Source organism: Ferruginibacter profundus (genome assembly GCF_054783275.1).
This window is the reverse complement of the sequence record NZ_BAAGQW010000003.1, coordinates 576,941-599,278: the sequence shown is the minus strand read 5'-3', so window position 1 is coordinate 599,278 and position 22,338 is coordinate 576,941. Positions and strand designations below refer to the sequence as shown.

21 protein-coding genes are annotated in these 22,338 nt (G+C 39.7%); 7 read left to right on the top strand and 14 right to left on the bottom strand.

What is annotated here, in order from left to right:
- Positions 1 to 92 precede the first annotated feature (92 nt).
- Genes dxs through ACYVM0_RS22305 form a run of 3 tightly spaced genes read left to right on the top strand, consistent with a single transcriptional unit; the run spans position 93 to position 3,418 of the window.
- Complete coding sequence (dxs, locus tag ACYVM0_RS22315; RefSeq protein ID WP_460560819.1) at positions 93 to 2,039, top strand: 1-deoxy-D-xylulose-5-phosphate synthase; 1,947 nt, start codon at positions 93 to 95, stop codon at positions 2,037 to 2,039.
- A 22-nt stretch (positions 2,040 to 2,061) separates the two neighbouring features.
- Complete coding sequence (locus ACYVM0_RS22310; protein ID WP_460560818.1) at positions 2,062 to 2,676, top strand: hypothetical protein; 615 nt, start codon at positions 2,062 to 2,064, stop codon at positions 2,674 to 2,676.
- A gap of 46 nt (positions 2,677 to 2,722) precedes the next feature.
- Positions 2,723 to 3,418, top strand: coding sequence for a murein L,D-transpeptidase catalytic domain-containing protein (locus ACYVM0_RS22305; protein ID WP_460560816.1), 696 nt, complete (start codon positions 2,723 to 2,725; stop codon positions 3,416 to 3,418).
- A gap of 82 nt (positions 3,419 to 3,500) precedes the next feature.
- On the opposite strand, the gene ACYVM0_RS22300 is transcribed toward ACYVM0_RS22305, so the two are convergent.
- The 3 genes from ACYVM0_RS22300 to mscL all read right to left on the bottom strand — a co-directional run bounded on the left by ACYVM0_RS22300 (position 3,501) and on the right by mscL (position 5,785).
- Positions 3,501 to 4,301, bottom strand: coding sequence for a segregation and condensation protein A (locus tag ACYVM0_RS22300; protein WP_460560814.1), 801 nt, complete (start codon positions 4,299 to 4,301; stop codon positions 3,501 to 3,503).
- A 102-nt stretch (positions 4,302 to 4,403) separates the two neighbouring features.
- Positions 4,404 to 5,300, bottom strand: a complete 897-nt coding sequence (locus ACYVM0_RS22295) for a DUF3078 domain-containing protein (protein ID WP_460560812.1) — start codon at positions 5,298 to 5,300, stop codon at positions 4,404 to 4,406.
- An 80-nt stretch (positions 5,301 to 5,380) separates the two neighbouring features.
- On the bottom strand, positions 5,381 to 5,785 hold the full coding sequence (gene mscL / locus ACYVM0_RS22290; RefSeq protein WP_460560810.1) for an MscL family protein: 405 nt from the start codon (positions 5,783 to 5,785) through the stop codon (positions 5,381 to 5,383).
- 173 nt (positions 5,786 to 5,958) lie between these two features.
- Between mscL and ACYVM0_RS22285 the strand changes: the two genes are divergently transcribed.
- Positions 5,959 to 6,843, top strand: a complete 885-nt coding sequence (locus ACYVM0_RS22285; RefSeq protein ID WP_460560808.1) for a DMT family transporter — start codon at positions 5,959 to 5,961, stop codon at positions 6,841 to 6,843.
- Between the two features lie 5 nt (positions 6,844 to 6,848).
- Here ACYVM0_RS22285 and ACYVM0_RS22280 read toward each other — a convergent pair whose 3' ends face one another.
- From ACYVM0_RS22280 to ACYVM0_RS22265, 4 genes are all read right to left on the bottom strand, one after another.
- Entirely contained in the window at positions 6,849 to 7,538 is a 690-nt protein-coding gene (locus tag ACYVM0_RS22280; protein ID WP_460560806.1) for a tetratricopeptide repeat protein, read from the bottom strand.
- Between the two features lie 54 nt (positions 7,539 to 7,592).
- Positions 7,593 to 8,474 carry a sterol desaturase family protein gene (locus ACYVM0_RS22275; RefSeq protein WP_460560804.1) on the bottom strand — a complete coding sequence of 294 codons (882 nt, stop codon included), beginning with the start codon at positions 8,472 to 8,474 and terminating at the stop codon, positions 7,593 to 7,595.
- A gap of 64 nt (positions 8,475 to 8,538) precedes the next feature.
- The gene (gene frr, locus ACYVM0_RS22270) at positions 8,539 to 9,102 is read right to left on the bottom strand and encodes a ribosome recycling factor (RefSeq protein ID WP_430987766.1); all 564 of its coding nucleotides are present in this window, start codon (positions 9,100 to 9,102) and stop codon (positions 8,539 to 8,541) included.
- Positions 9,103 to 9,209: 107 nt separating this feature from the next.
- A complete protein-coding gene (locus tag ACYVM0_RS22265) occupies positions 9,210 to 10,343 on the bottom strand; it encodes a glycosyltransferase family 4 protein (protein ID WP_460560802.1) in 1,134 nt (377 codons plus the stop codon).
- A gap of 325 nt (positions 10,344 to 10,668) precedes the next feature.
- On the opposite strand from ACYVM0_RS22265, the gene ACYVM0_RS22260 reads away from it, so the two are divergent.
- Together ACYVM0_RS22260 and ACYVM0_RS22255 are read left to right on the top strand one after the other, a co-directional pair.
- On the top strand, positions 10,669 to 11,502 hold the full coding sequence (locus ACYVM0_RS22260; protein ID WP_460560800.1) for a transketolase: 834 nt from the start codon (positions 10,669 to 10,671) through the stop codon (positions 11,500 to 11,502).
- A gap of 67 nt (positions 11,503 to 11,569) precedes the next feature.
- A complete protein-coding gene (locus ACYVM0_RS22255; protein WP_460560799.1) occupies positions 11,570 to 12,097 on the top strand; it encodes an RBBP9/YdeN family alpha/beta hydrolase in 528 nt (175 codons plus the stop codon).
- A gap of 6 nt (positions 12,098 to 12,103) precedes the next feature.
- On the opposite strand, the gene ACYVM0_RS22250 is transcribed toward ACYVM0_RS22255, so the two are convergent.
- Both ACYVM0_RS22250 and rbfA read right to left on the bottom strand, forming a co-directional pair.
- Entirely contained in the window at positions 12,104 to 13,333 is a 1,230-nt protein-coding gene (locus ACYVM0_RS22250; RefSeq protein ID WP_460560797.1) for an FtsX-like permease family protein, read from the bottom strand.
- A gap of 83 nt (positions 13,334 to 13,416) precedes the next feature.
- Positions 13,417 to 13,782, bottom strand: a complete 366-nt coding sequence (gene rbfA / locus ACYVM0_RS22245) for a ribosome-binding factor A (protein ID WP_460560796.1) — start codon at positions 13,780 to 13,782, stop codon at positions 13,417 to 13,419.
- A 65-nt stretch (positions 13,783 to 13,847) separates the two neighbouring features.
- On the opposite strand from rbfA, the gene ACYVM0_RS22240 reads away from it, so the two are divergent.
- The gene (locus ACYVM0_RS22240) at positions 13,848 to 15,671 is read left to right on the top strand and encodes an ABC transporter ATP-binding protein (RefSeq protein ID WP_460560794.1); all 1,824 of its coding nucleotides are present in this window, start codon (positions 13,848 to 13,850) and stop codon (positions 15,669 to 15,671) included.
- A gap of 3 nt (positions 15,672 to 15,674) precedes the next feature.
- On the opposite strand, the gene ACYVM0_RS22235 is transcribed toward ACYVM0_RS22240, so the two are convergent.
- The 5 genes from ACYVM0_RS22235 to ileS all read right to left on the bottom strand — a co-directional run bounded on the left by ACYVM0_RS22235 (position 15,675) and on the right by ileS (position 21,887).
- A complete protein-coding gene (locus ACYVM0_RS22235; RefSeq protein WP_460560792.1) occupies positions 15,675 to 16,013 on the bottom strand; it encodes a hypothetical protein in 339 nt (112 codons plus the stop codon).
- A 69-nt stretch (positions 16,014 to 16,082) separates the two neighbouring features.
- Complete coding sequence (locus tag ACYVM0_RS22230; protein WP_460560791.1) at positions 16,083 to 17,072, bottom strand: aldo/keto reductase; 990 nt, start codon at positions 17,070 to 17,072, stop codon at positions 16,083 to 16,085.
- Between the two features lie 95 nt (positions 17,073 to 17,167).
- A complete protein-coding gene (locus ACYVM0_RS22225) occupies positions 17,168 to 17,515 on the bottom strand; it encodes a VOC family protein (RefSeq protein ID WP_460560789.1) in 348 nt (115 codons plus the stop codon).
- Between the two features lie 162 nt (positions 17,516 to 17,677).
- The gene (locus tag ACYVM0_RS22220; RefSeq protein WP_460560787.1) at positions 17,678 to 18,532 is read right to left on the bottom strand and encodes a TraR/DksA family transcriptional regulator; all 855 of its coding nucleotides are present in this window, start codon (positions 18,530 to 18,532) and stop codon (positions 17,678 to 17,680) included.
- A 1-nt stretch (position 18,533) separates the two neighbouring features.
- Positions 18,534 to 21,887 carry an isoleucine--tRNA ligase gene (gene ileS, locus ACYVM0_RS22215; protein WP_460560786.1) on the bottom strand — a complete coding sequence of 1,118 codons (3,354 nt, stop codon included), beginning with the start codon at positions 21,885 to 21,887 and terminating at the stop codon, positions 18,534 to 18,536.
- Positions 21,888 to 22,338 lie beyond the last annotated feature (451 nt).

Genomic DNA, 22,338 nt, shown 5'->3' with positions numbered 1-22,338 from the left:
GCAATTTGCCCGAACTTTTCCCGTTAAAGTATGTTTAATATCCTTATATCTGCAAGTAAAAAAACATAACTTTGCCCAATAAATCTCACAGTATGGAGCTAACTCCCGGTACATTACTGAAAACTATTGATAGTCCCGCTGATTTAAAAAAACTCAGCAGGGAACAATTGCACCAGGTTTGCGAAGAACTGAGGCAGTACATTGTTGATATTGTGAGTGTTCATGGCGGCCACTTTGGTGCCAGCCTGGGCGTGGTGGAGTTAAGCGTTGCCCTGCATTACGTATACAATACCCCTTACGATCAACTGGTTTGGGATGTGGGCCACCAGGCTTATGGCCATAAAATATTAACCGGCCGCAGAGATAATTTTCCCACTAACAGAAAATACAAAGGCCTTAGCGGCTTTCCAAAACGCAGCGAAAGTGAATACGATACTTTTGGTGTGGGCCACTCTTCCACCTCAATAAGTGCAGCATTGGGTATGGCAATGGCTGCCAAATACAAAGGAGAAAAACGAAAAAGTATTGCTGTAATTGGCGATGGCGCCATGACGGCAGGCCTGGCTTTTGAAGCCATGAACCATGCAGGCGTTGCAGATGCAGATATGCTGGTGATCTTAAATGATAACTGCATGAGCATTGACCCTAATGTGGGGGCATTAAAAGAATACCTTACTGATATCACTACCTCTCAAACCTATAATAAAGTAAAAGACGAGGTTTGGAATTTGCTGGGCAAATTACCGGTAGGCAAAAGTTTCAGCCGCAGTATGGCGCATAAATTGACCGAAGGTGTAAAAGGTATGGTAAACAGCAAGGCTAATTTATTTGAATCTTTAAAGTTGCGTTATTTTGGGCCTATCGACGGACATAATATTACCAAGCTGGTAGATACTTTACAGGACCTGAAAAATATTCCCGGGCCAAAGATTTTACACATTGTTACCGTAAAAGGCAAGGGTTACGATCTGGCAGAAAAAGATCAAACACTCTGGCATGCACCAGGCTTGTTTGATAAAGTGACGGGTGAAATTCAAAAGAAAAAATTCGATCTGCCACAACCCATGAAGTACCAGGACGTTTTCGGGTACACGATGATTGAACTGGCAGAAAAAAATAAAAAAATATTTGGTATCACTCCCGCTATGCCAAGTGGCTCTTCTTTAAAATACATGATGGAAAAAATGCCTGACCGTGCATTTGATGTGGGCATTGCCGAACAACATGCGGTAACAGTAAGTGCAGGCATGGCAACACAGGGTATGAAAGTCTTTTGCAACATCTATTCTTCCTTTATGCAAAGGGCATATGATATGGTGGTGCATGATGTGGCCATTCAAAAATTGCCCGTAGTATTTTGTTTGGATAGAGCAGGATTGGTGGGAGAAGACGGCCCCACACATCATGGTTGTTATGATATTGCTTTTATGCGTTGTATACCCAACCTCATTGTAAGTGCACCAATGAATGAAAGAGAATTACGTAACATGATGTATACTTCGCAATTGGATTCATTGAATCTTCCGATTGTAATTCGCTATCCGAGGGGAGAAGGTGTTATGCCTGATCTGCAGAAAGATACGATGGCTGAAAAATACCCTTTTGAAGAAATAACTGTTGGCAAGGGACGCAAATTAAAAGACGGAGAAAATATTGCTATTCTTTCTTTCGGCCACCCCGGAAATTTTGCAGCCGCAGCCATACGTGATGTAAAAGCAGATGGCATTAATCCGGCACATTACGATATGCGTTTTGCAAAACCATTGGATGAAGCATTACTGCATGAAGTGTTTGCAGAATTCGATAAAATAATTACCATAGAAGATGGTACTGTTGTTGGTGGATTTGGAACAGCGGTGTTGGAATTTATGAATGCACATGGTTATAAAGCGGATGTAAAAATATTAGGTATTCCGGATAGATTGGTGGAACATGGTTCTCCCAAACAATTGTATGATGAAATTGGAATTGATGCCAATGGTATTGCAGAAGTGCTGAGGGAGATGAGTAGTGTGAGTGTGGCACAGCTGCTGAAGTAATCTTTACTTTTAATTGAATAAATTGAAATTTTTTGATCAGATAATAGCAACTGTCTTCGCAGTTGCTATTTTATTTTCCTGCAATCAGAAGAAAAATTCCGATAAAATTATTGCAGCTACTCCGCAGATAAAAAAGGAAATAGAAGTGAGATATATAGGTGAGGTTAGAACAAGGAGATCCTTTATTGAAATCCAGTCTATTGATAACGAAAAGGAGAAAGAAAGGTATATTGAGGAGCAGGAAAAAAGCAATCCGTTTGTAGATGATATTTTTACAGCTACTGATAGCCTGGTGGTTGCCTGTTTTGAAAAAATAAATCTGATAAAAAACAATCAATTCCTGGAAGGTAGCTTTAAACCGGATACAAAAGAAGCTACTACTTTTGTAGATAGTGCAAAAAAAGAATTTCCTCTAAGGTTCTTCTACGACAGTTTAACTGGCCATACACATTTTAAAATATTCTTCTCAAATGATTCAGCTGATACCGACACAAAAGCATTTGCTCCCCAGGTTTTAAATTATGCATTTATTGATGTAATTCCCGGCGCTAATAAAGAACTCGTTTTTTTAGATGAATATTATTTCATGAACGGTTATAATTTTGATTATAAGGTCTATGAAATAAAGACTAATTAACCCGCTTTCATTTTTTATTTTCTTTAACACGCTATTAAATATTTTTATGGAAATATATGCGTTAGGCATCTCAGCCAAACACATCTCCATGAAATTTTTTATGAAACTCACTGCAACAATGCTCCTGCTGCTGGCCAGCATTTCTGCATTAGCTTATTTTCTTTGGTACACGCCAAAGTCTAACCATGTAGCAACAAAAGCAAATGTAAAGCCAAAGAAAGACGAAACGGGTAAAACCACCCTGATCAGGTTAAAACAAAAAGCTGAAACTATTGCTGCTTATGCTAAAGCACATGAATACAATACTACCTATTGCTTTATGGTGGACATGAAAATTGAATCGGGTAAGAAACGCTTCTTCGTTTATAATTTGCAAAAAGATTCTATTGAACTATCGGGGTTGGTAACACATGGCAGTGGCAGGGTGCAGAGCAGCGATGTACAATTTTCAAACGAGGCTAACAGCTTATGTACTTCGCTGGGTAAATATAAGATCGGCGGTTCGTACACCGGTAAATTCGGGCTGGCGTTTAAATTGTATGGGCTGGATAATACCAATAGCAAAGCCTTCGATCGTTTTGTGGTATTGCATTCTCACTCCTGTGTACCCAATGAAGAAATTGCGCCATTGGGTATTTGCGAAAGCTGGGGTTGCCCTACTGTGGCACCGGCATTTTTAACGCAATTGAAAACTTATATTGACAAGGCAGAAGAACCTGTTTTACTGAATATCTATTATTGAAATAGCCCGCAGATTGCACAGGTACTCCTCGGAGAAAACTTAAAAAAATTGCTGCGATATCTGCTGGCCGGCTATTTTTATTCTAGTTCCATTGTGTGGGGTTATCATCTGGCAAAAGTCCTACCACTTCTTCCTCACGGTTCTCATTCCACTCCACTATAAAATTATTTCGTCCTTCGCCAATCAGTAATGTAATGTAACGGCCCTGTGCCATTTCCAGCATATTTAAAAACAGGAATAATGCATGGATGCGGTTATCACAAACTTCAAATATTTTTTCAAACGATAAAGTTTTTTCTGTGCGGCAAATGGTCATCATATACTCCCTGCTGCCTTCCATAGTGTAATTATATTGCACCACGGTATGCACCGGTTTAAACTTGCGCTCCTGTAATTTTTGTACTACTCTTTCAAAAGCCTTCATTAACTTAAACAAGGTAACGGCCTGTATCTCGGTGCCTTCGCCGGCTTCTTCTCCAATCTGTGCTATTTCTCTCTGCACATTACCACGCTTAACAATCATCATACGTACGGCTTCCATCTCCGCCATTTGTGCAGCAGCTTCTTTAAACTTCTTGTATTCCAGTATCTTATTTACCAGCTCCTGTCTCGGGTCAATTTCATTACCCAGCGCATCCACTTCTTTGCGTGGCAACAGCATTTTTGCTTTAATACGCATCAATGTACTGATGAACAAGATAAACTCACTGCTTAATTCAATATTCAGCTTCTCACCCTGGTGAATGAAATCCAAAAAATCATTAGTGATCTTGGTAATTGGAATATTGTAAATATCCAGTTCATCCCTTTCAATAAAGAAAAGCAGCAGGTCGAAGGGCCCCTCAAAGTCCTGTAATTTTATCTGGTAACTTGGTGCGTTCACGGTGTATGAGTTGTGGTATTAAAAAAACTCCCCGATTATGTCGGGGAGGGCAAATGTATTAATTATTAGCTAAGTTAAGGCCACAACTATTCCACAATTCATTTACAATTTTAAGGTAAGGCCGATACCTAAAATTTCCTTTAACTGTGTTTTTTTAATAATATCATCATCGTATATCATATCCAGGCTGATGGTAGTGCCCAGCCATTTATTAAATTTCATAGCCAGCAGGTTGGTAAAATAGATGTCTACATTCTGCGGATTTCTTTTATAATTGCTGAAAAGGTCCAGTCTTCCGGCATAAGTGGCCCATTTGGCGAGTGCTTTATTGTATTTGGCGGTAACATAGGCGCCAATTTCATTATAACTCTTTTTAAAAGCCGGCACGCCAAATTTATCGAGGGCATAAAAATCAGGGTCTTTTTTAAATATCCAGCGGGTGGTAACAGGAGAGATGAAAAGAGAAAAATTATCATCAGGCCTGTAATCCATACCCAGTGATACCAGTAATTTTCCGGGTGCCAGGAAGTTGGATATCTTGGTATTAATGGTATCAGTATAGGCAAAACCTTCCAATGCCTGGCTATTGAAGTTGATCAATGCTGCGGCATACCATTTTTTTGATACCTGGTAGCCGTATTTACTGGTAACATCAACCAGGTCATCCGTTTTTCTGAATTTATTATAACTGGTGGCATTTTGAAAACCGAGGGCAAGATTAAAATAATTGTCCCATGTATTTTTGCCTCTCCGGAAATTAATACCATAATTGAAGATGCCATTTACGCCCAGGGTATTTTGCTCGCCACCGGCAGCCCAGTTGCTCAGGCTGCCCTGGTTAAGGTTGATGATTAAGGTACCGCCACGTTTCCAGCCATCTTTTTCGGCACTTTTAACTTCTTTATTGGCGGAGGTTTGTAAGCCTTTTACGGTGGCGTCCTGTGCGGTTGCGGAAAATGCTGTACCCAACAGGGCAGCTGCTAATAAGGTTTGTTTCATACTATCTGTTTTAATTAAAAAAGCATTGCTGCCACTAAGACAAACAATGCTTTATTAAGGTTGTATTTAAAAACGGGAATTTATTTCTTCAATGAATCCCTTATCTCCATTAACAGCGCATCTGTTGAAGATGGGCCGGCGGGGGCTGCTGCTTCCTTTTTCTTCATGGCGTTAATACCTTTAATTACCAGGAACATTACAAAAGCAACGATAATAAAATTGATGATGGCAGTTAAAAAATCACCGTACTTAAGTTCTACAGCCTCGCTGATCACTTTTCCCGACGCATCGGTAACTTTTTCTTTGAGGGTTAATGCATTTTTGCTTAGATCAGCCCCGCCAATCATACCAATCAAAGGCGAAACAACACCTTCTGTAAAAGAGGTCACTACTTTTCCAAAAGCACCACCCATTACAAATGCCACTGCAATGTCAACCAGGTTGCCCTTCATGGCAAAATCTTTAAATTCTTTGAGGAATCCCATAATTGAAAATTTTTTTAGTTAAAAAGATAAGTAGACTATCATTGGGCAAGGTGCGGCTAAGCTATATAAAAATTACAAGTAATACAAACAATGTTTACCAAATCAGGAATAGAAAAACCGTTTTCAGGTATTTTGTTGCAAATCCTGCACCTTTGCTGCTTAAATTTTGGGGCTTGAAACAAGGATTTTTAAATTGGTTCATTTTTATTATGCTCTCCATCATCTGGGGCAGCAGTTTTATTTTAATGAAAGAAGGGCTGGTAAGTTTATCTGCATACCAGGTAGCATCATTGCGTATTATTTTTTCGGGCATTGTTCTATTACCTACTGCAATAAAACACATCAGGCTGATACCTAAAGACAAAATCTTCGTGATTTTTATGAGTGGCGTGCTGGGGAGTTTATTACCGGCTTACTTATTTTGTATAGCTGAAAGCAGTAACGGCATCGACAGCGCATTGGCTGGCACTTTAAATAGTTTAACGCCCATTTTTGTTATTGTAACCGGTGCCTTATTTTTTAAAAGTAAAACTACTGCCAATAAAATTTTCGGGATACTGATCTCTTTTGCAGGGAGTATTTTATTATTACTCAGCAAGGGGCATATGCAGGAAAGCCAGAATTTGCTGTATGTTTCTTTTGTGGTACTGGCTACAATTTTTTATGGCTTCAATGTAAACATGGTGCACCGTAATTTAAAAAATATCGGCTCCCTGCAAATAGCAGCCGTAGCACTCACACTTAACGCAATACCGGCTTTAATGGTATTGGCTTTTACAGGTTATTTTAATGCAGATTTTACAGACAAAAATATTCTATGGTCAACCGGTGCTGCTGCCATACTGGGTATCTTTGGTACAGCAGTAGCTTCCATTATTTTTTATATGCTGGTAAAACGTGCCGGTGCTGTTTTTGCTTCCATGGTTACCTATGGCATACCGGTAGTAGCTATTGTTTGGGGCATTGCTTACCACGAAGAAGTAGGCTGGAAACAAGTGGCTTGTTTAGGGTTGATTTTATTCGGAGTTTATTTTGCCAATAGGAAAGGCAAGGAGTGATTATTTTACCTGCACAACGGTAAACTATGATTGCTGGCCATGTTACCGTAAGCAGCCCCTTTTTTTAGTGCATCACAGGCTTTCCTGGTAACAGCCTGGCAACAAAGCTCACTCATATAAAAGCATTCATCCAGGTTATATTGCTGTGTAATACAGGTTCTGAAATCATGGTATGCTCTTTCACTTTGATTGCCGGAGTAATAAGCCAGTCCCCTGTCGTAAAATAATTGCACTGCCCTTACAGTTAGTGCAGGCGTTGCGGTAAGCATATCGTTTTTATTCTCATCAGCAAGTAAGGGAACAATGGTGGTATCAGAAGGATCGGGAATGCCTTTGGTTACAAGTGCCTTGTTATAGGTTGCTATTGCTTCTTCAAATTTCTTTTGTTTGAATTTACAAAGCCCTGAATGGTATAATGCCATGGTATTTGCCGAATCAAAACTTAACAGGGCGGTGTAGTTATTTAAAGCAGAATCTTCATGATGAAGCTGTTCATAATACAATCCTCTTTGAATGTAGGCCTCTTTAAGTTGGGGATTTTTATCTATGGCTTTGCCGAGTAATATAATTGCCTGGTTGTAATCTCCTTTTTCTCCTGCAAGTTTTGATTCCTGTAGGTAAGTGGCGGCAGATCTCAAATCGCAACCGGTAAAAGCAGCGATAACAAAAAATAATATAAAAAAACGGGGAGTCATTATTAACCTGTCAGCCAAAAATAAGCGAAAGTTTACACAAATCATCCTGTGCAATCACAGGCCCTGCCTCATTTCCCTAGCAGTTTTAGTGCTACCGTCGTGGCTCCAGCCCGGGGGCATAAACAAATATTTCAGGCGTGTGCCCAGGGGTAATTTCTTACTGATGTCTTTGCCGATATTCTGCCACTCGTGAAAAATAATTTTTACAGGGTGGTCATGATTTTCCACCGGTTTGGTAAGGCCATATTTTACTGGTTCGCTTTCTACTTCTTCCTGGAAGCTGCCAAACAATTTATCCCAGATGATCAGGCACATGCCCATATTCTTATCCAGGTAAATCACATTGCTGGCATGATGTACCCGATGATGACTTGGACTTACAAAAATACTTTCGAACCAGCGGGGCATTTTATTAATGTACTGGGTATGCACCAGTATCCCATAGGTTTGTGTAATGGAATACATGAACACAATATCCAGCGGATCAAATCCCGCCATTGCCAATGGAATAAAATATACAAAACGATATACCGGTTGCAATACCGAAGAACGGAACCCTGTGGTAAGGTTAAACTCTTCTGATGAATGATGGGTAACATGTACGGCCCAGAAAATGCGGCAGTAATGATCGATGCGGTGTTCAATATAAAAAGCAAAATCTTCTAAAATAAACAACGCAAACCAATACAGGTACACATTTTCAATTTGAAAAAAGTGGTGATTAAAACTCCACCGGAGTACGCTGATATAAAATGCCCAGCGCAAAAACATATCCAGCCCCGCATTTACCAGGGTGAGGTAAACATTTTGCAGTGTTGCTTTTAAAGAATAGAATTTTTTGTGCTGCCAGTTACTTAATAAAATTTCTGCCCCGATAATAATGGCGTAAAAGGGAACGGAGAATATTAAAAACCATGTTTCCCTGGCAGATTGCATATAAAAAAAGTTACGGGTTATGAATTGTACGGTAGTTACGCTGTACTTTTAACTTTGTACTTCTCTAAACGGCCATTATCTCTTTTTCCTTTGCTGCCAGGTGTTTTTCTACCAATGCAATAAATTTATCAGTAGTATCCTGCACTTCTTTTTCAGCATCTTTGCAAATATCTTCGCTAAGGCCTTCTTTCTGTAATTTTTTTATAGCTTCAATATTTTCCCGGCGTATGTTGCGTACGGCTACTTTTGCATGCTCACCCTCGCCATTACAACGCTTTACCAGTTCCTTTCTTCTTTCTTCTGTAAGCGGGGGTAAAAACAAACGGATAACGGTACCATCATTTTGCGGATTGATACCAATATTAGCCATGATAATTGCCCTTTCAATTACCTGCAGCATATTTTTTTCCCAGGGCTGTACCGAAATGGTACGGGCATCCAGTACAGAAACATTAGCTATTTGATTGATAGCAGTAGGATTGCCATAGTAGTCGGCCACAATACCATCCAGCATATTGGGATTGGCTTTACCGGCACGTATCTTAACCAGTTCTGCTTCCAGGTGATTAATAGCTTTGGTCATTGAGGTTTCGGTGTCGCTGAGTATTTTATCTAATCCTTCGGCCATATAGAAATATTAAGTGGCTGCAAAGCTATAAAAAAGAACCGTGATTTACATCGCTGCATCACGGTTTATATAATTTTAAAACGGAAATAACAAAAAGGAGGTGAATATTAATCAGCTTCCACACTCTCAGGTGCCAATGTAAGTATCTTACGGGGCTTAATGATATTGGTATTAGGAATAGCATTTTGCTTGTTTACTACCGATTTGTTTTTAGGGCGGTTATAATAGATAATACCAATAAAGGCAAAAGCTGATAATAATAAAATACCTATTACAGTAGTGGGGCCTAAAAAGCGCAGGAAGTAAGCCGCAGCAATAAAAATAATATTAACACCTACACAGGTAAAGGTTATCATGCGGTGATTAAAACCTATATCTAATAAAAAATGGTGTACATGCGTCCTGTCCGGGCTGAATGGTGAGCGGCGATCCAGTATTCTTAAGGCAAAAACTCTTAGTGTATCAAATAATGGGATCATCAGAATAGCAAAGCCAATTGCAGGAGAAGATTCTAAAGCAAATTTGGTGGCTGCAGGGTTACCGGCAACATTAATGAATTTGATAACCAATATAGAATTCACCAGTCCTAACAAAAGAGAACCGGTATCACCCATAAATATTTTAGCGGGAGAGAAATTGTAGATTAAAAAGGCAATAGTGCTACCGGCAAGTGATAATGCCATAACCGCATAAGTTAACTGGCCTGCAAAAAAGAAATAAACACCAAATACCAATGTGGTTAATACGCCAAGGCTTCCGGCAAGGCCATCAACACCATCTATCAGGTTAAAAGAATTGGTAATAACGATAATGGTAAATATGGTAAGAACGATACTGGCAACACGTGGTATTTCGTAAATACCTAAAAAACCATGCATATTGCTTAAAAGAACACCTCCAAACTTAATAACGATACCTGCCGCAACTAACTGGCCTATAAATTTCTTGCTGGCCGATAAAACCAGGATGTCATCTTTAAGCCCTAAAAAGAAAATTACGGTAGTAGCTGCTGCAAAATATTGCAGTTCGGAAGTAATACCAGAAGGAACGCCCATTAACGTGGCGATAATAAAACCGGCAAAAATGCCAAGGCCTCCTAAGGTGGGGATCACAGTTTTGTGAACTTTACGTTCGTCGGGCTCGTCGAATAATTTTTTGTCTTTAGCTACCTGTATTACAATAGGTATGGCAAAAAAAGTTATCAAAAAAGCCAGGGACGCACTAAGTAAGATATGTTCCATTCAAATTATTTAATGGCAATCATTATGGTACAAAAGTATTAAATATGTTTTAAGTAAACCTAATATTTTCAGGAAATACTTTATAACACTTATTAAGACGCTGTTTAAAACCAAAAAGTTGCCTGATAAATTAATTCGGGATTTTTTTGTGAAAATTGGTTTTTCCCGGATTTTATAATGAAATAACGAATAAATTATAAACTTATTATTAACTATTTAACTTGCTGTTGTTTTTTTAATTTTTCTATCAATCGATTTAAAGTAGGTTTGCACCGGAAATATATTTTTAAAGGTTTAATTATTTAATGATAAATTAATCATTCCAATGAACAGTTTACCAGAAATAGCATCGCAAATACGCAGGGATATTGTAAGAATGGTCCATGCCGTTCAAAGTGGCCACCCCGGTGGTTCTTTAGGTTGTACAGAGTATTTCACTGCCTTGTATTTTAATATAATGAAGCGTAATCCTGGCTTTAGTATGGATGGCGTTGGAGAAGATCTTTTCTTCCTTAGCAACGGGCATATTTCTCCTGTATTTTACAGCGCATTGGCACGCAGCGGTTATTTTCCGGTATCTGAACTGGCCACTTTTCGTAAACTGAACTCCAGGCTGCAGGGCCACCCCACCACACACGAGCATTTGCCCGGAGTACGGGTTGCCAGCGGTTCATTAGGGCAGGGTATGAGTGTGGCTATTGGTGCTGCTTTGGCAAAAAAGCTGAATAATGATGACAATATTGTGTATTCCCTGCACGGCGATGGCGAATTAGACGAAGGGCAAAACTGGGAAGCAATAATGTTTGCAGCTCATAAAGGCGTGGATAACCTTATTGCAACTATCGACTGGAATGGACAACAAATTGACGGCCCGACCAAAAAAATTATGGGATTGGATAGCCTGAGAGGTAAATTTGAGGCTTTTAACTGGGAAGTACTGGAAATGGAAGGTAATGATATGGATGCCGTAGTGGCCGGATTAAATACCGCTAAATCTTTGGTAGGCAAAGGCAAGCCCATTGTGATATTAATGAAAACGAGCATGGGCAAAGGCATTGATTTTATGGAAGGCAGCCACGAATGGCACGGTATTGCACCTAACGACGAACAACTGGCCAAAGCGCTGGCACAATTACCAGAAACTTTAGGCGATTATTAATGCTTTAATTTTTTATCATAAAAGAGAGTTGATTGTTTTGCAGTCAACTCTTTTTAATTACAGAAAGATGAACAATTATTTTATTGTACCAGGCTTGGGTAATTCCGGGCCGGAACACTGGCAAACATTTTTTGAAAGTACGGGAGCTAATTTTAAACGCATTAACCAGCAGGAATGGGATGCCCCTTATTGCAACGACTGGATTGCCAATATTGATAAAGCCTTGGCTAGTTACGACCTGTCTACCGTTATTTTAATTGGCCATAGTTTGGGCTGCACCACCATTGCCCAATGGGCTAAACAATATAAGAGAATAATTAAAGGTGCATTATTAGTGGCGCCAAGTGATGTTGAAAACCCGGTATATACCTTTCCTGCAACAGGGTTTGCCCCAATACCTGCGGATAAAATTAATTTTAAAACTATTGTTGTAGCCAGTACAGATGATGTATGGGTTAGTTTGGAAAGAGCTACCCTTTTTGCAAATAACTGGGGTAGCGAGCTGGTGAATATTGGTAATGCCGGTCATATTAATTCGGCATCCGGTCATTTTGAATGGCAGGAAGGACTGGCTATTTTGAAAAGGCTTGGCTAAGCTAAATCATCTTAATTCAAAAGCCTGGCCTGCCGCTTTACGTGCAGGAAACCACGACGCAATAAATGCAATAACGGCTGCTGTTACAGCAACCAGTACAAAATCGCCTGCAATTAATTTTACCGGGTAATAATCTATTAAAAAAGAACCGCCACCCATTTTTATCAGCTTAAATTTTAATTGTGCCAGGCAAAGCAGGGTAGCCATTGCAATGCCAATGGCGGCACCAATACCACCCAATAATAAACCTTCGCTTAAAAATATTTTTAAAATAGCCGAACGGCTGGCACCCATGCTTTGCAAAACGCTGATGTCTTTTTGTTTTTCCAGCACCAGCATCGTTAAAGCGCTGATCATGGTAAAAGCAGAAACGACCAGTATTAGTGTAAACACTGCAAATATGAACCAGCGCTCCAGTTTCATGGTATTATACAAACTCATATTTTGCTGGTAAAGTGTTTGTACGGTGTAGTTATTGCCCATTAAGGCAGATAATTGCTCTTTGGCAATATCAATAGATGCGGTATTGTTTAATTTTAATTCAATGGCCGTGTACTCATTGCTATCCAACCCCATTTGTTGTTTTACAAAACCAATATTGGTAATTGCGTATTTGCTGTCAAAATCCTGCTGAATGGTAAACACCCCGGTTGGTTCCACATTACCTTCGCTTAAAGATTGTAAAGGGTCATCACTGCCACTGTTTTTTTTAGGTACAATCACAGTAAGGTGGTCTGTTTTATAAGCCGCACTTAAACTTACATTGGCGGCATATTGTATTCCTGCACCCAGCACAATGCCGGGCTCATCAACAGTGCCGGTATTAAATTTACCCTGGTTGGTTTTTGCTGCCACACCGCTTACGCTGCCATAATTATCATCAACACCTTTTAAGGAAATCACTGTTTGCGATTCGTCACCATCACTATTTTGCAACAATGCTTTTTCCTCTGCTATTAAAGAAAAATTTTGTACAAATGGTTGTTGCCTGATCTGTGCTAACTGTTGCGGTGTAAGAATAATTGTTTTGCCTTTTGAAGGAATGATTTTAATATCGGTGTAGAAAGAAGCGTATAAAGATTTTACCAAACCTTCAAAGCCATTAAAAACACTTAATACCAATACCTGGCAGCAGGTGGCAAATGCAATTACACCCACCGTTACCCATGCAATGATATTAATGGCATTGGCACTTTTTTTTGCTTTAAAATATCTCCAGGCAAATTGTAAATACATAGTTGATGGTTCACAGGTGATAGTTCATAGTTAAAAGCTCTTTAGCCAAATAAGGCGGCCTACTGGCCATGAACCATCAACTATTAACTTTTCTTGTCTTTATCGTTAATGTCTTTAAATAACTTTTCAATCTTCTCTGCATATTCCAGCGTATCATCAATATAAAAAGTAAGTTTGGGCATACTTCTTAACTGGTGCCTTACACGGGTGGTCAATTCCTTTTTTATTTCATGGGCATGCTCTTCTATTTTCTTTAATGCAGCATCATTATCCTTTACTTTAAAAAAACTTAAATAAATACGGGCATCAAAAAGATCGGGCGTAATTTTTACCCCGGCTATAGAAACCATGCCGCCATCAATCATATTCAGGCCCAATCGCTGAAAAATGTCACTCAACTCCTTATTTAACAGGCCGGCCACCTGTTTCTGCCTTTTACCTTCTAACATAATGTTTACGCTTTAATAGCTGTAAAATTAGTTACTTTGCTGCTATTTAGGTTATTTTTAAAACAATGAAGAAATACGCAAGGTTATTCAGCTATCTAAAGTCATATAAGGCAAATATTGGGTTATACTTTTTGTTCATACTGTTGTCAATCGTTTTTTCTATTATTTCAATCGGTACTTTACCCTTTTTTCTTAAAATAATTTTTAACCCCGATGCACAGGCGGTTACAAAACCTGCCCGCATTACCTCTTCTTCTGAACTTATTGACTATATCAGTTATTATTTACAGCAAATGTCGTTGGAGCATAACCCGATGTATGTTGTGGTAGTGATCTGTATCATGGTATTGGTTGCAGTGTTCTTAAAAAATCTTTTTACTTACCTGTCGTACTATATTTTAGCTCCTATGCGTAACGGCGTAATGAACAGGTTGCGGGAAGAATTATTTCAGAAAATACTGCGTATGCCCATTGGCTATTTTACAGAGCAACGCAAAGGCGATATCATGAGCAGGATGACCAATGATGTAGCAGAGCTGGAAAACTCAGTAGTGGGTACTGTGGAAGGGTTAATAAAAGACCCTTTAAATATTATTATCCTGCTGGGTGCCTTAATATTCATCAGCCCTAAATTATCCCTGTTCCTGGTTATTTTTTTACCGGCAACCGGTTTTATTATTGGAAGGATAAGCAGGTCTTTAAAAAAGCAATCGAATGATGCAGCCATTAAACAGGGGGAAGCATTGTCGGTATTGGAAGAAACATTAACCGGCTTAAGGGTGATAAAGGCTTTTACGGCAGAAAAAATTATCGGCAATAAATTTACACAAAACAACACCGACCTTTTCCATATCAAAAATAAAATGCAATACAGGCGTGACCTGGCATCGCCACTATCAGAATTTATGGGAGTTTTAGTACTTTGCGGTATTTTATATTTTGGAGGTCAATTGGTATTAGGTAAAGAAACCGGTGGCTTAACAGGCGCAGGTTTTATTATGTATATCGGGATATTTACACAAATAATCTCTCCTGCCAAATCACTATCCACCTCTTTTTACAACATGCAAAAAGGCAGTGCCGCTATTGCAAGAATTGAAGAAGTGCTGCAGGCACCGGTTACGGTAGAAGAAGCAGCGCAGCCAAAATCAATCGCTACCTTCAACCATGCCATCGAATTTAAAAATGTAGGTTTTGCCTATGACGATGTGGTCATCTTAAAAAATATCAATCTTAAAGTAGAGAAAGGAAAAACTGTTGCCCTGGTTGGTAGCAGTGGGGCAGGTAAAAGTACTTTGGCCGACCTGGTACCAAGATTTCATGATGTAAGCAGCGGCGAATTATTAATTGATGGCATTAATATAAAAGAGTATTCCCTTAACGAATTACGCAGCCTGATGGGCATAGTAACGCAGGAGCCTATACTATTTAATGATACCATTGCCAATAATATTACATTGGGTGTGGAGCATGCCACAACCGAAGCCATTGAGCATGCTGCAAAAGTGGCGAATGCGCATAACTATATTGTTCGGAAAGAAGAGGGCTACAATACTAATATCGGCGACAGGGGAAGCAAGCTAAGCGGCGGCGAAAGACAACGTTTAACTATTGCAAGGGCAGTCTTAAAAAATCCACCTATTTTAATTCTGGATGAAGCCACTTCTTCATTAGATACAGAAAGTGAAAGACTGGTACAGGATGCCATCAATAATTTAATGACTAACCGTACGTCAATTGTAATTGCACATCGGTTATCTACCATTCGCCATGCAGATGAAATTATTGTTTTGCAAAAAGGTGAAATTGTTGAAAGAGGAACGCATGACAGTTTAATTGAACAGCACGGATTTTATAAAAGGCTGGTGGATATGCAGGAAGTAAAATAAGCCTTACACTTTTGCTTTCTTCTTCCTCGTCCAACCCACAATTAAAACTACCAGCATCAATATACCAAACCCCAGGCGCCAGTACATGCGTTTCATTTGTTTGTTTTCCTGTTCTTTGCGGGCAGCCATAAAAGCATCCAGGTTACGGGCATTCTGCTCATTAAAACGAACCATATTCATAGAATCTGTTCTATGCATACTTTCATTGATGGATTCATTCAGCTTTGCTGTGGTACTTTCTATTTTAGCGGTGTTATCATGCAATTCCTTCAATTGCTTTTCAGATAGCTGTGCCTTGGCATTAACAGTACATAACAGCAATAGTAAAGTGAATAGCTTCATTTTTTTCTGTAAAAGAACAAATTGAAAGCATGCAGTACAATACCGTTGAGTGGGTATTTTTAAAATATTTTATCCATTAAGCGATTGCATCATCTGTTCGGGATAACGCATGCCTGCTGCCACATCTTTAGGTGCTATCGCATTTATCATATCCAATTCTTCTTTAGAAAAACGAACCTTCAATGCACCTGCGTTTTCTTCTAAATATTTAATGCGTTTGGTGCCGGGGATAGGAAAAATATTTTCATCCTGTGCCAGTACCCATGCTAATGCCAGTTGCGAAGTAGTACAGCCTTTTTGCAAAGCCAGCTGCTCCAGCTGATGTACAAGATCTAAATTCTTTTGAAAATTATCACCCTGGAAACGTGGTGAAAAACGGCGGTAATCGTTGGCCTCAAAATCCTCAAACTTCTTTATCTGCCCGGTTAAAAAACCTCTGCCCAGCGGGCTGTAGGCAACAAATGCAATACCCAGTTCCTTACAGGTTTGCAATACATCATTTTCGGGGTCTCTTGTCCATAAGGAGTATTCGCTTTGTATGGCAGTAAGCGGGTGAACAGCGTGCGCTTTTCGTATAGTGGCTACCGATACCTCGGATAAACCAACACCACGAACCTTGCCGGCTTTAACCAGGTCGGCCATGGCGCCAACAGTTTCTTCAATGGGCGTGGTAGGGTCTGCACGGTGCAGGTAATACAGATCAATAACATCAGTATCCAGCCTTTTTAAACTGGCTTCGCAGGAAGACTGCACATATTCCGGTTTGCCATTCAGTCCTCTTTTTGAAGGATTAGCTAGATCACGAAGTATACCAAATTTGGTGGCCAGTGTAATTTGTTGTCGTATTCCCTTTAATGCTTTGCCTAATAATATTTCATTCAGGTAGGGGCCATAAACATCAGCAGTATCCCAGAAAGTGATACCTAAATCTAAAGCCCTGTGTAAGGTTTGTAAACTTTCTGCATCATTGGTGGTGCCATAAAATTCACTCATGCCCATACAGCCCAGGCCCAATTGAGATGCCATGATACCTTGTGCACCTAATTTCTTATTCAACATTGCAAATAATTTTAAAAGTGAATAGTAAAGTTAAAACTATTGCAGCAGCTCTAATAGCGGCGTTGCAGCAACAACTATAACTTAACAATAATGTTTTACGCACCTTCAATCAGCCCCACGGCATTGCCCCAGGGGTCGATGACCGTAGCGGCTTTTATACCACCGCCTACATCAGTTACGTCTGATAAAACTGTAGCACCTTTTTTAATCAGTTGTTGTACGCATGCTTCAATATTATCTACAGCCCAATAAGCAACAGATTGATTGCCCCTGGTAACAGTTTCATCTTCGGGGTGCAAACCCAATTCGCAACCATTAAAGTCAAAACCCACATAAAAAGGTTCGTCAAAATAAGGTTGATTGCCCGTAAGATCGATATACCAGGCTTTAGCTTTTGGTACATCGCTTACATTGTAAATAACAGTTCTTAATTTTTTAAACATAATGTGCCACGGATTTCACAACTTGCCCCGTCCGCCGGCGGGGATTAACATGGATTAATACATTTGCGTACAAAATTGTAAGCCAGTTTAAAATTATAAAGAAAAAGGGAGAACGATTACTCATTCTCCCTGACTTAATTTATATACTTTTAATACTTTGCCTTATTTGGCCGATCCCATCTTAGCCTCAATGCTTAAAGTAGCATGTGGTACAGCACGTAAACGGGCTTTATCTATCAGCTTACCGGTAACGCGGCAAATGCCATAGGTTTTGTTTTCAATACGCATCAATGCCTTTTCAAGGTGATCAATAAAAGTGATCTGGCGGCTGGCCATCTGGCTTAATTGTTCTCTTTCCATGCTCATGCTGCCATCTTCCATCGTCATGTAACGGGCATCGTCGTTATCGCCACCCATTTCATCCTTACGGGTAATTAAACCTTGCAAATAAGCCAATTCTTTTTTTGCAGATTCCAGCTTACGTTGAATCAACTCCCTGAATTCTGTCAGGTCAGAATCACTGTATCTTACGATTGGAGCACCCGGATCATTTTTAGGTTGATCCAATACTGATTTAGTGAAATCAGGCTGGTACTTACGTGAGGTTTTAGTGTTTATTTTAGGTATAACAACTGGTTTAGGCGGTGCCACTTTAATATCCTTCGCTTTTACTGCAGCTGCAGAAGGTGCAGGAGTGGTAGCTTTAACAGGGGCCGGCTTCACTTCCGGTTTCTTTTCTTCAACTTTTTTTGCCATAGGTTTTTGTACCGGTTTTTTTACAGCTACCGGCTTTTTTGATACTGGTTTTGCGACTGGTTTAGCAACTTTTTTAACTGGTGCCGCTTTTTTTGCAACCGGTTTAGCTACTGGTTTTTTTGCTTTTGCAACCGGCTTTACCACCTTTTTAGGAGCAGTTTTTGCAGGCTTTTTAGCTGGTGCTACCTTTTTGGCAGCAGGTTTAACAGGTTTAGCAGGCTTTTTTGCTGCAGGTTTTGCAGCTTTCTTTTTTGTTGCCATGTTATGTTCCTTTTTTTATAACGTTCACATTTACAATGGATTCGTTAATTTCAATAGCGTTACCATCGTTAATTTCCGGCAAAAACTCTAAGGAATCAGCCAAAATTTCGGCGCAAATATAAGATTTATATTCACTAAAAGACGCTTGCAGCCCCTCATTTGCAGATACTTTCACAATAATTCTATCGGTAAGGTTAAAGCCACTTTCCTTACGGATGTTCTGGATGCGGTTCACAAATTCACGGGCATCACCTTCCTTTTTAAGTTCGTCGCTGATCACAATATCCAGGGCCACGGTTAAAGCGCCTTTGTTGGCTACTTCAAAACCAGGGATCTCATCGGTGGATACTTCCAGGTCCTCTGCACTGATATATATTTCTTCTTCTCCCTTTGTTGCATGATCGCTGTTGAGCAGGTAATTACCTTCCTGCACCTTATCGATGGTGGCATTATCAAATTTTACGATCTTATCGGCCGCCCATTTCATTTTTGCCCCCAGCTTTTTGCCCAGAGTTTTAAAATTGGCCTTGGCTTTTTTGCGGATGAAATTATTGTCTTCAGCCAGTATCTCAATTTCCTTAATATTCGTTTCGGCCTTAATGATGTCTTCCACCAGTTTTATCCTTTCCACCATTTCCTTATCAATAACCGGGATAGATACTTTTTGCAAAGGCTGGCGCACTTTAATATTCACTTTTTTGCGAAGCGACAATATTAAAGAAGAAGCATCCTGTGCCAGTTGCATTCTTTTTTCCAGGTCAGCATTAATCACCGCTTCTTTTACTTCAGGAAATAATACATGATGGACTGATTCGTTTGCAAAACGGTTGCTTACTTCATTCAGATTAACAAATAACCAATCGGCAAAAAATGGCGCAATGGGTGCAATTAACAAAGACAGGGTTTCCAGGCATTCGTACAAAGTCTGGTAGGCACATATTTTATCCTGTTCATATTCACCCTTCCAGAAACGGCGGCGGCATAAACGAACGTACCAGTTACTTAAATGCGAATCCACAAACTCTTCAATAGCACGGCCTGCCTGTGTAGGCTCGTAATCATCCATGCTTTGCTGCACTGTTTTTATTAAAGTATTTAAAGAAGATAAGATCCACTGATCTATCTCGGGCCTTTCTTTTACGGGCACATAATTTTCTTTAAATGCAAAACCATCTACATTGGCATACAATGCAAAAAACTGGTAGGTATTATAAAGTGTACCAAAGAATTTGCGTTGTACTTCCTGTATACCACCAATATCAAATTTCAAACTATCCCATGGAGATGCATTGGTGATAAGATACCAGCGTGTGGCATCGGCACCATATTTATTAATGGTTTCAAAAGGGTCTACCACATTGCCCAGGCGTTTGCTCATCTTGTTGCCATTTTTATCCAATACCAGGCCATTGCTCACTACAGTTTTGTAGGCAACAGAATCAAATAACAACACCCCTAATGCATGTAAAGTATAAAACCATCCCCTTGTCTGGTCAACCCCTTCGGCTATAAAATCTGCCGGGAAAGATTTTTTAAACTGCTCTTTATTTTCAAAAGGAAAATGCCATTGGGCATAAGGCATGGCACCGCTATCAAACCACACGTCAATTAAATCGGGTACACGTTTCATTGGTTTGCCGGTTGCAGATATCAAAACAATATCATCTACATAAGGCTTATGCAGGTCCAATATGCCTTCGTGTAAATAATGTTTGTTGGTTTCGCCACCTAATACTTCAGCCGCTTTTCTTATTTCGGTATTTAATTCCTCAATACTGCCGATACATTTTTGTTCTTCACCATCTTCAGTTTTCCAGATGGGCAAAGGTGTTCCCCAGAATCTTGAACGGCTTAAATTCCAATCCACCATATTCTCTAACCAGTTACCAAAACGACCGGTGCCGGTGGCTGCAGGTTTCCAGTTGATCGTTTTATTCAGTTCCACCATCCTGTCTTTTACAGCCGTGGTTTTAATAAACCATGCATCCAGCGGGTAATAAATAATGGGTTTATCGGTACGCCAGCAATGCGGATAATTATGTTCGTATTTTTCTACTTTAAAAGCACGGTTCTCTAATTTTAATTTTACAGCGATGTCTACATTCACATCTATATAGCCTTTCTCATCTTTATAATCTTTAACATAGCGGCCGCTGAATTCGCCCACACCATCCACAAATTTCCCTTGCTTATCCACCAGGGTTAAAATGCCCAGGTTATTTTTCTTTCCCACACGGTAATCATCCGCACCAAAAGCAGGTGCCGTATGTACAATACCGGTACCATCTTCTGTAGTAACAAAATCTCCCAGTATAACTCTGAACGGCTGTGCACCCGGAGTTATTTCCTGTATTTTTTCTAAAGTGTTTGCTTCAGAAGGTAATAATTGTTCGTATTCCACACCTTCAAGATCTTTCCCTTTAAATTCAGCAACAATTTTCCAGGGTATCAATTTTACTTCGGCAGAATAATTATCAAAGTCACCATTCTCTCCATCTGCTTTAAAGTATTTTCCTATTAATGCTTTGGCCAAAATAACATCTATCGGAAGATGCGTATAGGGATTAAAAGTCTTTACTAAAACGTAATCAATATTTGGCCCGGCAGTTAATCCTAAATTAGAGGGCAATGTCCATGGGGTGGTGGTCCATGCCATTAAATAAACATCTGCGGCAACATTGTGCAGTTTAAATTTTGAATTTTGAATTACCCTGAACATCACCGTTGCACTGGTATCCTTTACATCTTTATAAGTGCCCGGCTGGTTTAATTCATGGCTGGATAAACCTGTACCTGCAGCGGGTGAGTAAGGCTGTATACTCACGCTCTCGTACAGGTAACCTTTTTTATACAATTCGCTCAGGCACCACCACAAAGTTTCAATATAATTATTTTCAAAAGTGATGTAGGGGTTATTCAGGTCAACCCAATAGCCCATTCTTTGTGTGATATCATCCCACTTATCTTTAAAGCGCATCACTACTTCCCGGCACTTTTTATTATAATCTTCTACACTTATTTTTTTGCCGATATCTTCCTTGGTGATACCCAGTTCCTTTTCCACGCCCAGTTCAATAGGCAGGCCATGCGTATCCCATCCGCCCTTGCGTTGCACCTGGAAACCCTGCATGGTTTTATAGCGGCACACCAGGTCTTTTAAAGTACGGCTGATCACATGGTGAATGCCGGGCATGCCATTGGCACTTGGCGGCCCCTCATAAAAAACGAATGGTGTTTCGCCTTCCCTTAGCTCCACACTTTTTTCAAAGGCATGGGCCTGGTTCCACCTGGCTAAAATTTCTTCCCCTATAGAGGGTAAATTCAACTGGTTGTATTCTTTGTATTTGCCTGCCATAAAATTTCCGGTCATTGCTTGGCCAGACTGGGGCGTCTGACCAGGTTAAAAAATCGATGGTCTGACGCCCTCGTCTGACCCTGTTAAAATAAGGGTGCAAAGGTACTAAAATAGGCGGTGTATAAAATACATTATTCAAACATATCAGTCCATCTGCTGCAGATACCATTTTAAAATGGTAATGAATTCCACCACGTATTTTTCAATACTAAAATAAGTGAAATTACGAGAGCTATGTTTTTGACACACAACCTATTATCGTAAAATTCCGTGAAAGCTATATTGGTACTCACTTTTACCGCTAGTTATCCACATTTTTTAGCATTGGCATAATATTGGTAAATAATTCGGTGAAGGCAGTTTTGTGATGGCAGGGTTTTAATAAATTCCTTATTGCAAATTCCTCAAATATATAAATAGTAGTTTTCCAATACCAATGAACATACATATT

What these genes read in the sequence shown, in the direction of transcription:
- dxs (WP_460560819.1), top strand. Translation starts at nt 93, where the DNA reads ATGGAGCTAACTCCCGGTACATTACTGAAAACTATTGATAGTCCCGCT.
- ACYVM0_RS22305 (WP_460560816.1), top strand. Translation starts at nt 2,723, where the DNA reads ATGGAAATATATGCGTTAGGCATCTCAGCCAAACACATCTCCATGAAA.
- ACYVM0_RS22295 (WP_460560812.1), bottom strand. Translation starts at nt 5,300, where the DNA reads ATGAAACAAACCTTATTAGCAGCTGCCCTGTTGGGTACAGCATTTTCC.
- mscL (WP_460560810.1), bottom strand. Translation starts at nt 5,785, where the DNA reads ATGGGATTCCTCAAAGAATTTAAAGATTTTGCCATGAAGGGCAACCTG.
- ACYVM0_RS22280 (WP_460560806.1), bottom strand. Translation starts at nt 7,538, where the DNA reads ATGACTCCCCGTTTTTTTATATTATTTTTTGTTATCGCTGCTTTTACC.
- ACYVM0_RS22275 (WP_460560804.1), bottom strand. Translation starts at nt 8,474, where the DNA reads ATGCAATCTGCCAGGGAAACATGGTTTTTAATATTCTCCGTTCCCTTT.
- frr (WP_430987766.1), bottom strand. Translation starts at nt 9,102, where the DNA reads ATGGCCGAAGGATTAGATAAAATACTCAGCGACACCGAAACCTCAATG.
- ACYVM0_RS22265 (WP_460560802.1), bottom strand. Translation starts at nt 10,343, where the DNA reads ATGGAACATATCTTACTTAGTGCGTCCCTGGCTTTTTTGATAACTTTT.
- ACYVM0_RS22260 (WP_460560800.1), top strand. Translation starts at nt 10,669, where the DNA reads ATGAACAGTTTACCAGAAATAGCATCGCAAATACGCAGGGATATTGTA.
- ACYVM0_RS22255 (WP_460560799.1), top strand. Translation starts at nt 11,570, where the DNA reads ATGAACAATTATTTTATTGTACCAGGCTTGGGTAATTCCGGGCCGGAA.
- ACYVM0_RS22250 (WP_460560797.1), bottom strand. Translation starts at nt 13,333, where the DNA reads ATGTATTTACAATTTGCCTGGAGATATTTTAAAGCAAAAAAAAGTGCC.
- rbfA (WP_460560796.1), bottom strand. Translation starts at nt 13,782, where the DNA reads ATGTTAGAAGGTAAAAGGCAGAAACAGGTGGCCGGCCTGTTAAATAAG.
- ACYVM0_RS22240 (WP_460560794.1), top strand. Translation starts at nt 13,848, where the DNA reads ATGAAGAAATACGCAAGGTTATTCAGCTATCTAAAGTCATATAAGGCA.
- ACYVM0_RS22235 (WP_460560792.1), bottom strand. Translation starts at nt 16,013, where the DNA reads ATGAAGCTATTCACTTTACTATTGCTGTTATGTACTGTTAATGCCAAG.
- ACYVM0_RS22230 (WP_460560791.1), bottom strand. Translation starts at nt 17,072, where the DNA reads ATGTTGAATAAGAAATTAGGTGCACAAGGTATCATGGCATCTCAATTG.
- ACYVM0_RS22225 (WP_460560789.1), bottom strand. Translation starts at nt 17,515, where the DNA reads ATGTTTAAAAAATTAAGAACTGTTATTTACAATGTAAGCGATGTACCA.
- ACYVM0_RS22220 (WP_460560787.1), bottom strand. Translation starts at nt 18,532, where the DNA reads ATGGCAACAAAAAAGAAAGCTGCAAAACCTGCAGCAAAAAAGCCTGCT.
- ileS (WP_460560786.1), bottom strand. Translation starts at nt 21,887, where the DNA reads ATGGCAGGCAAATACAAAGAATACAACCAGTTGAATTTACCCTCTATA.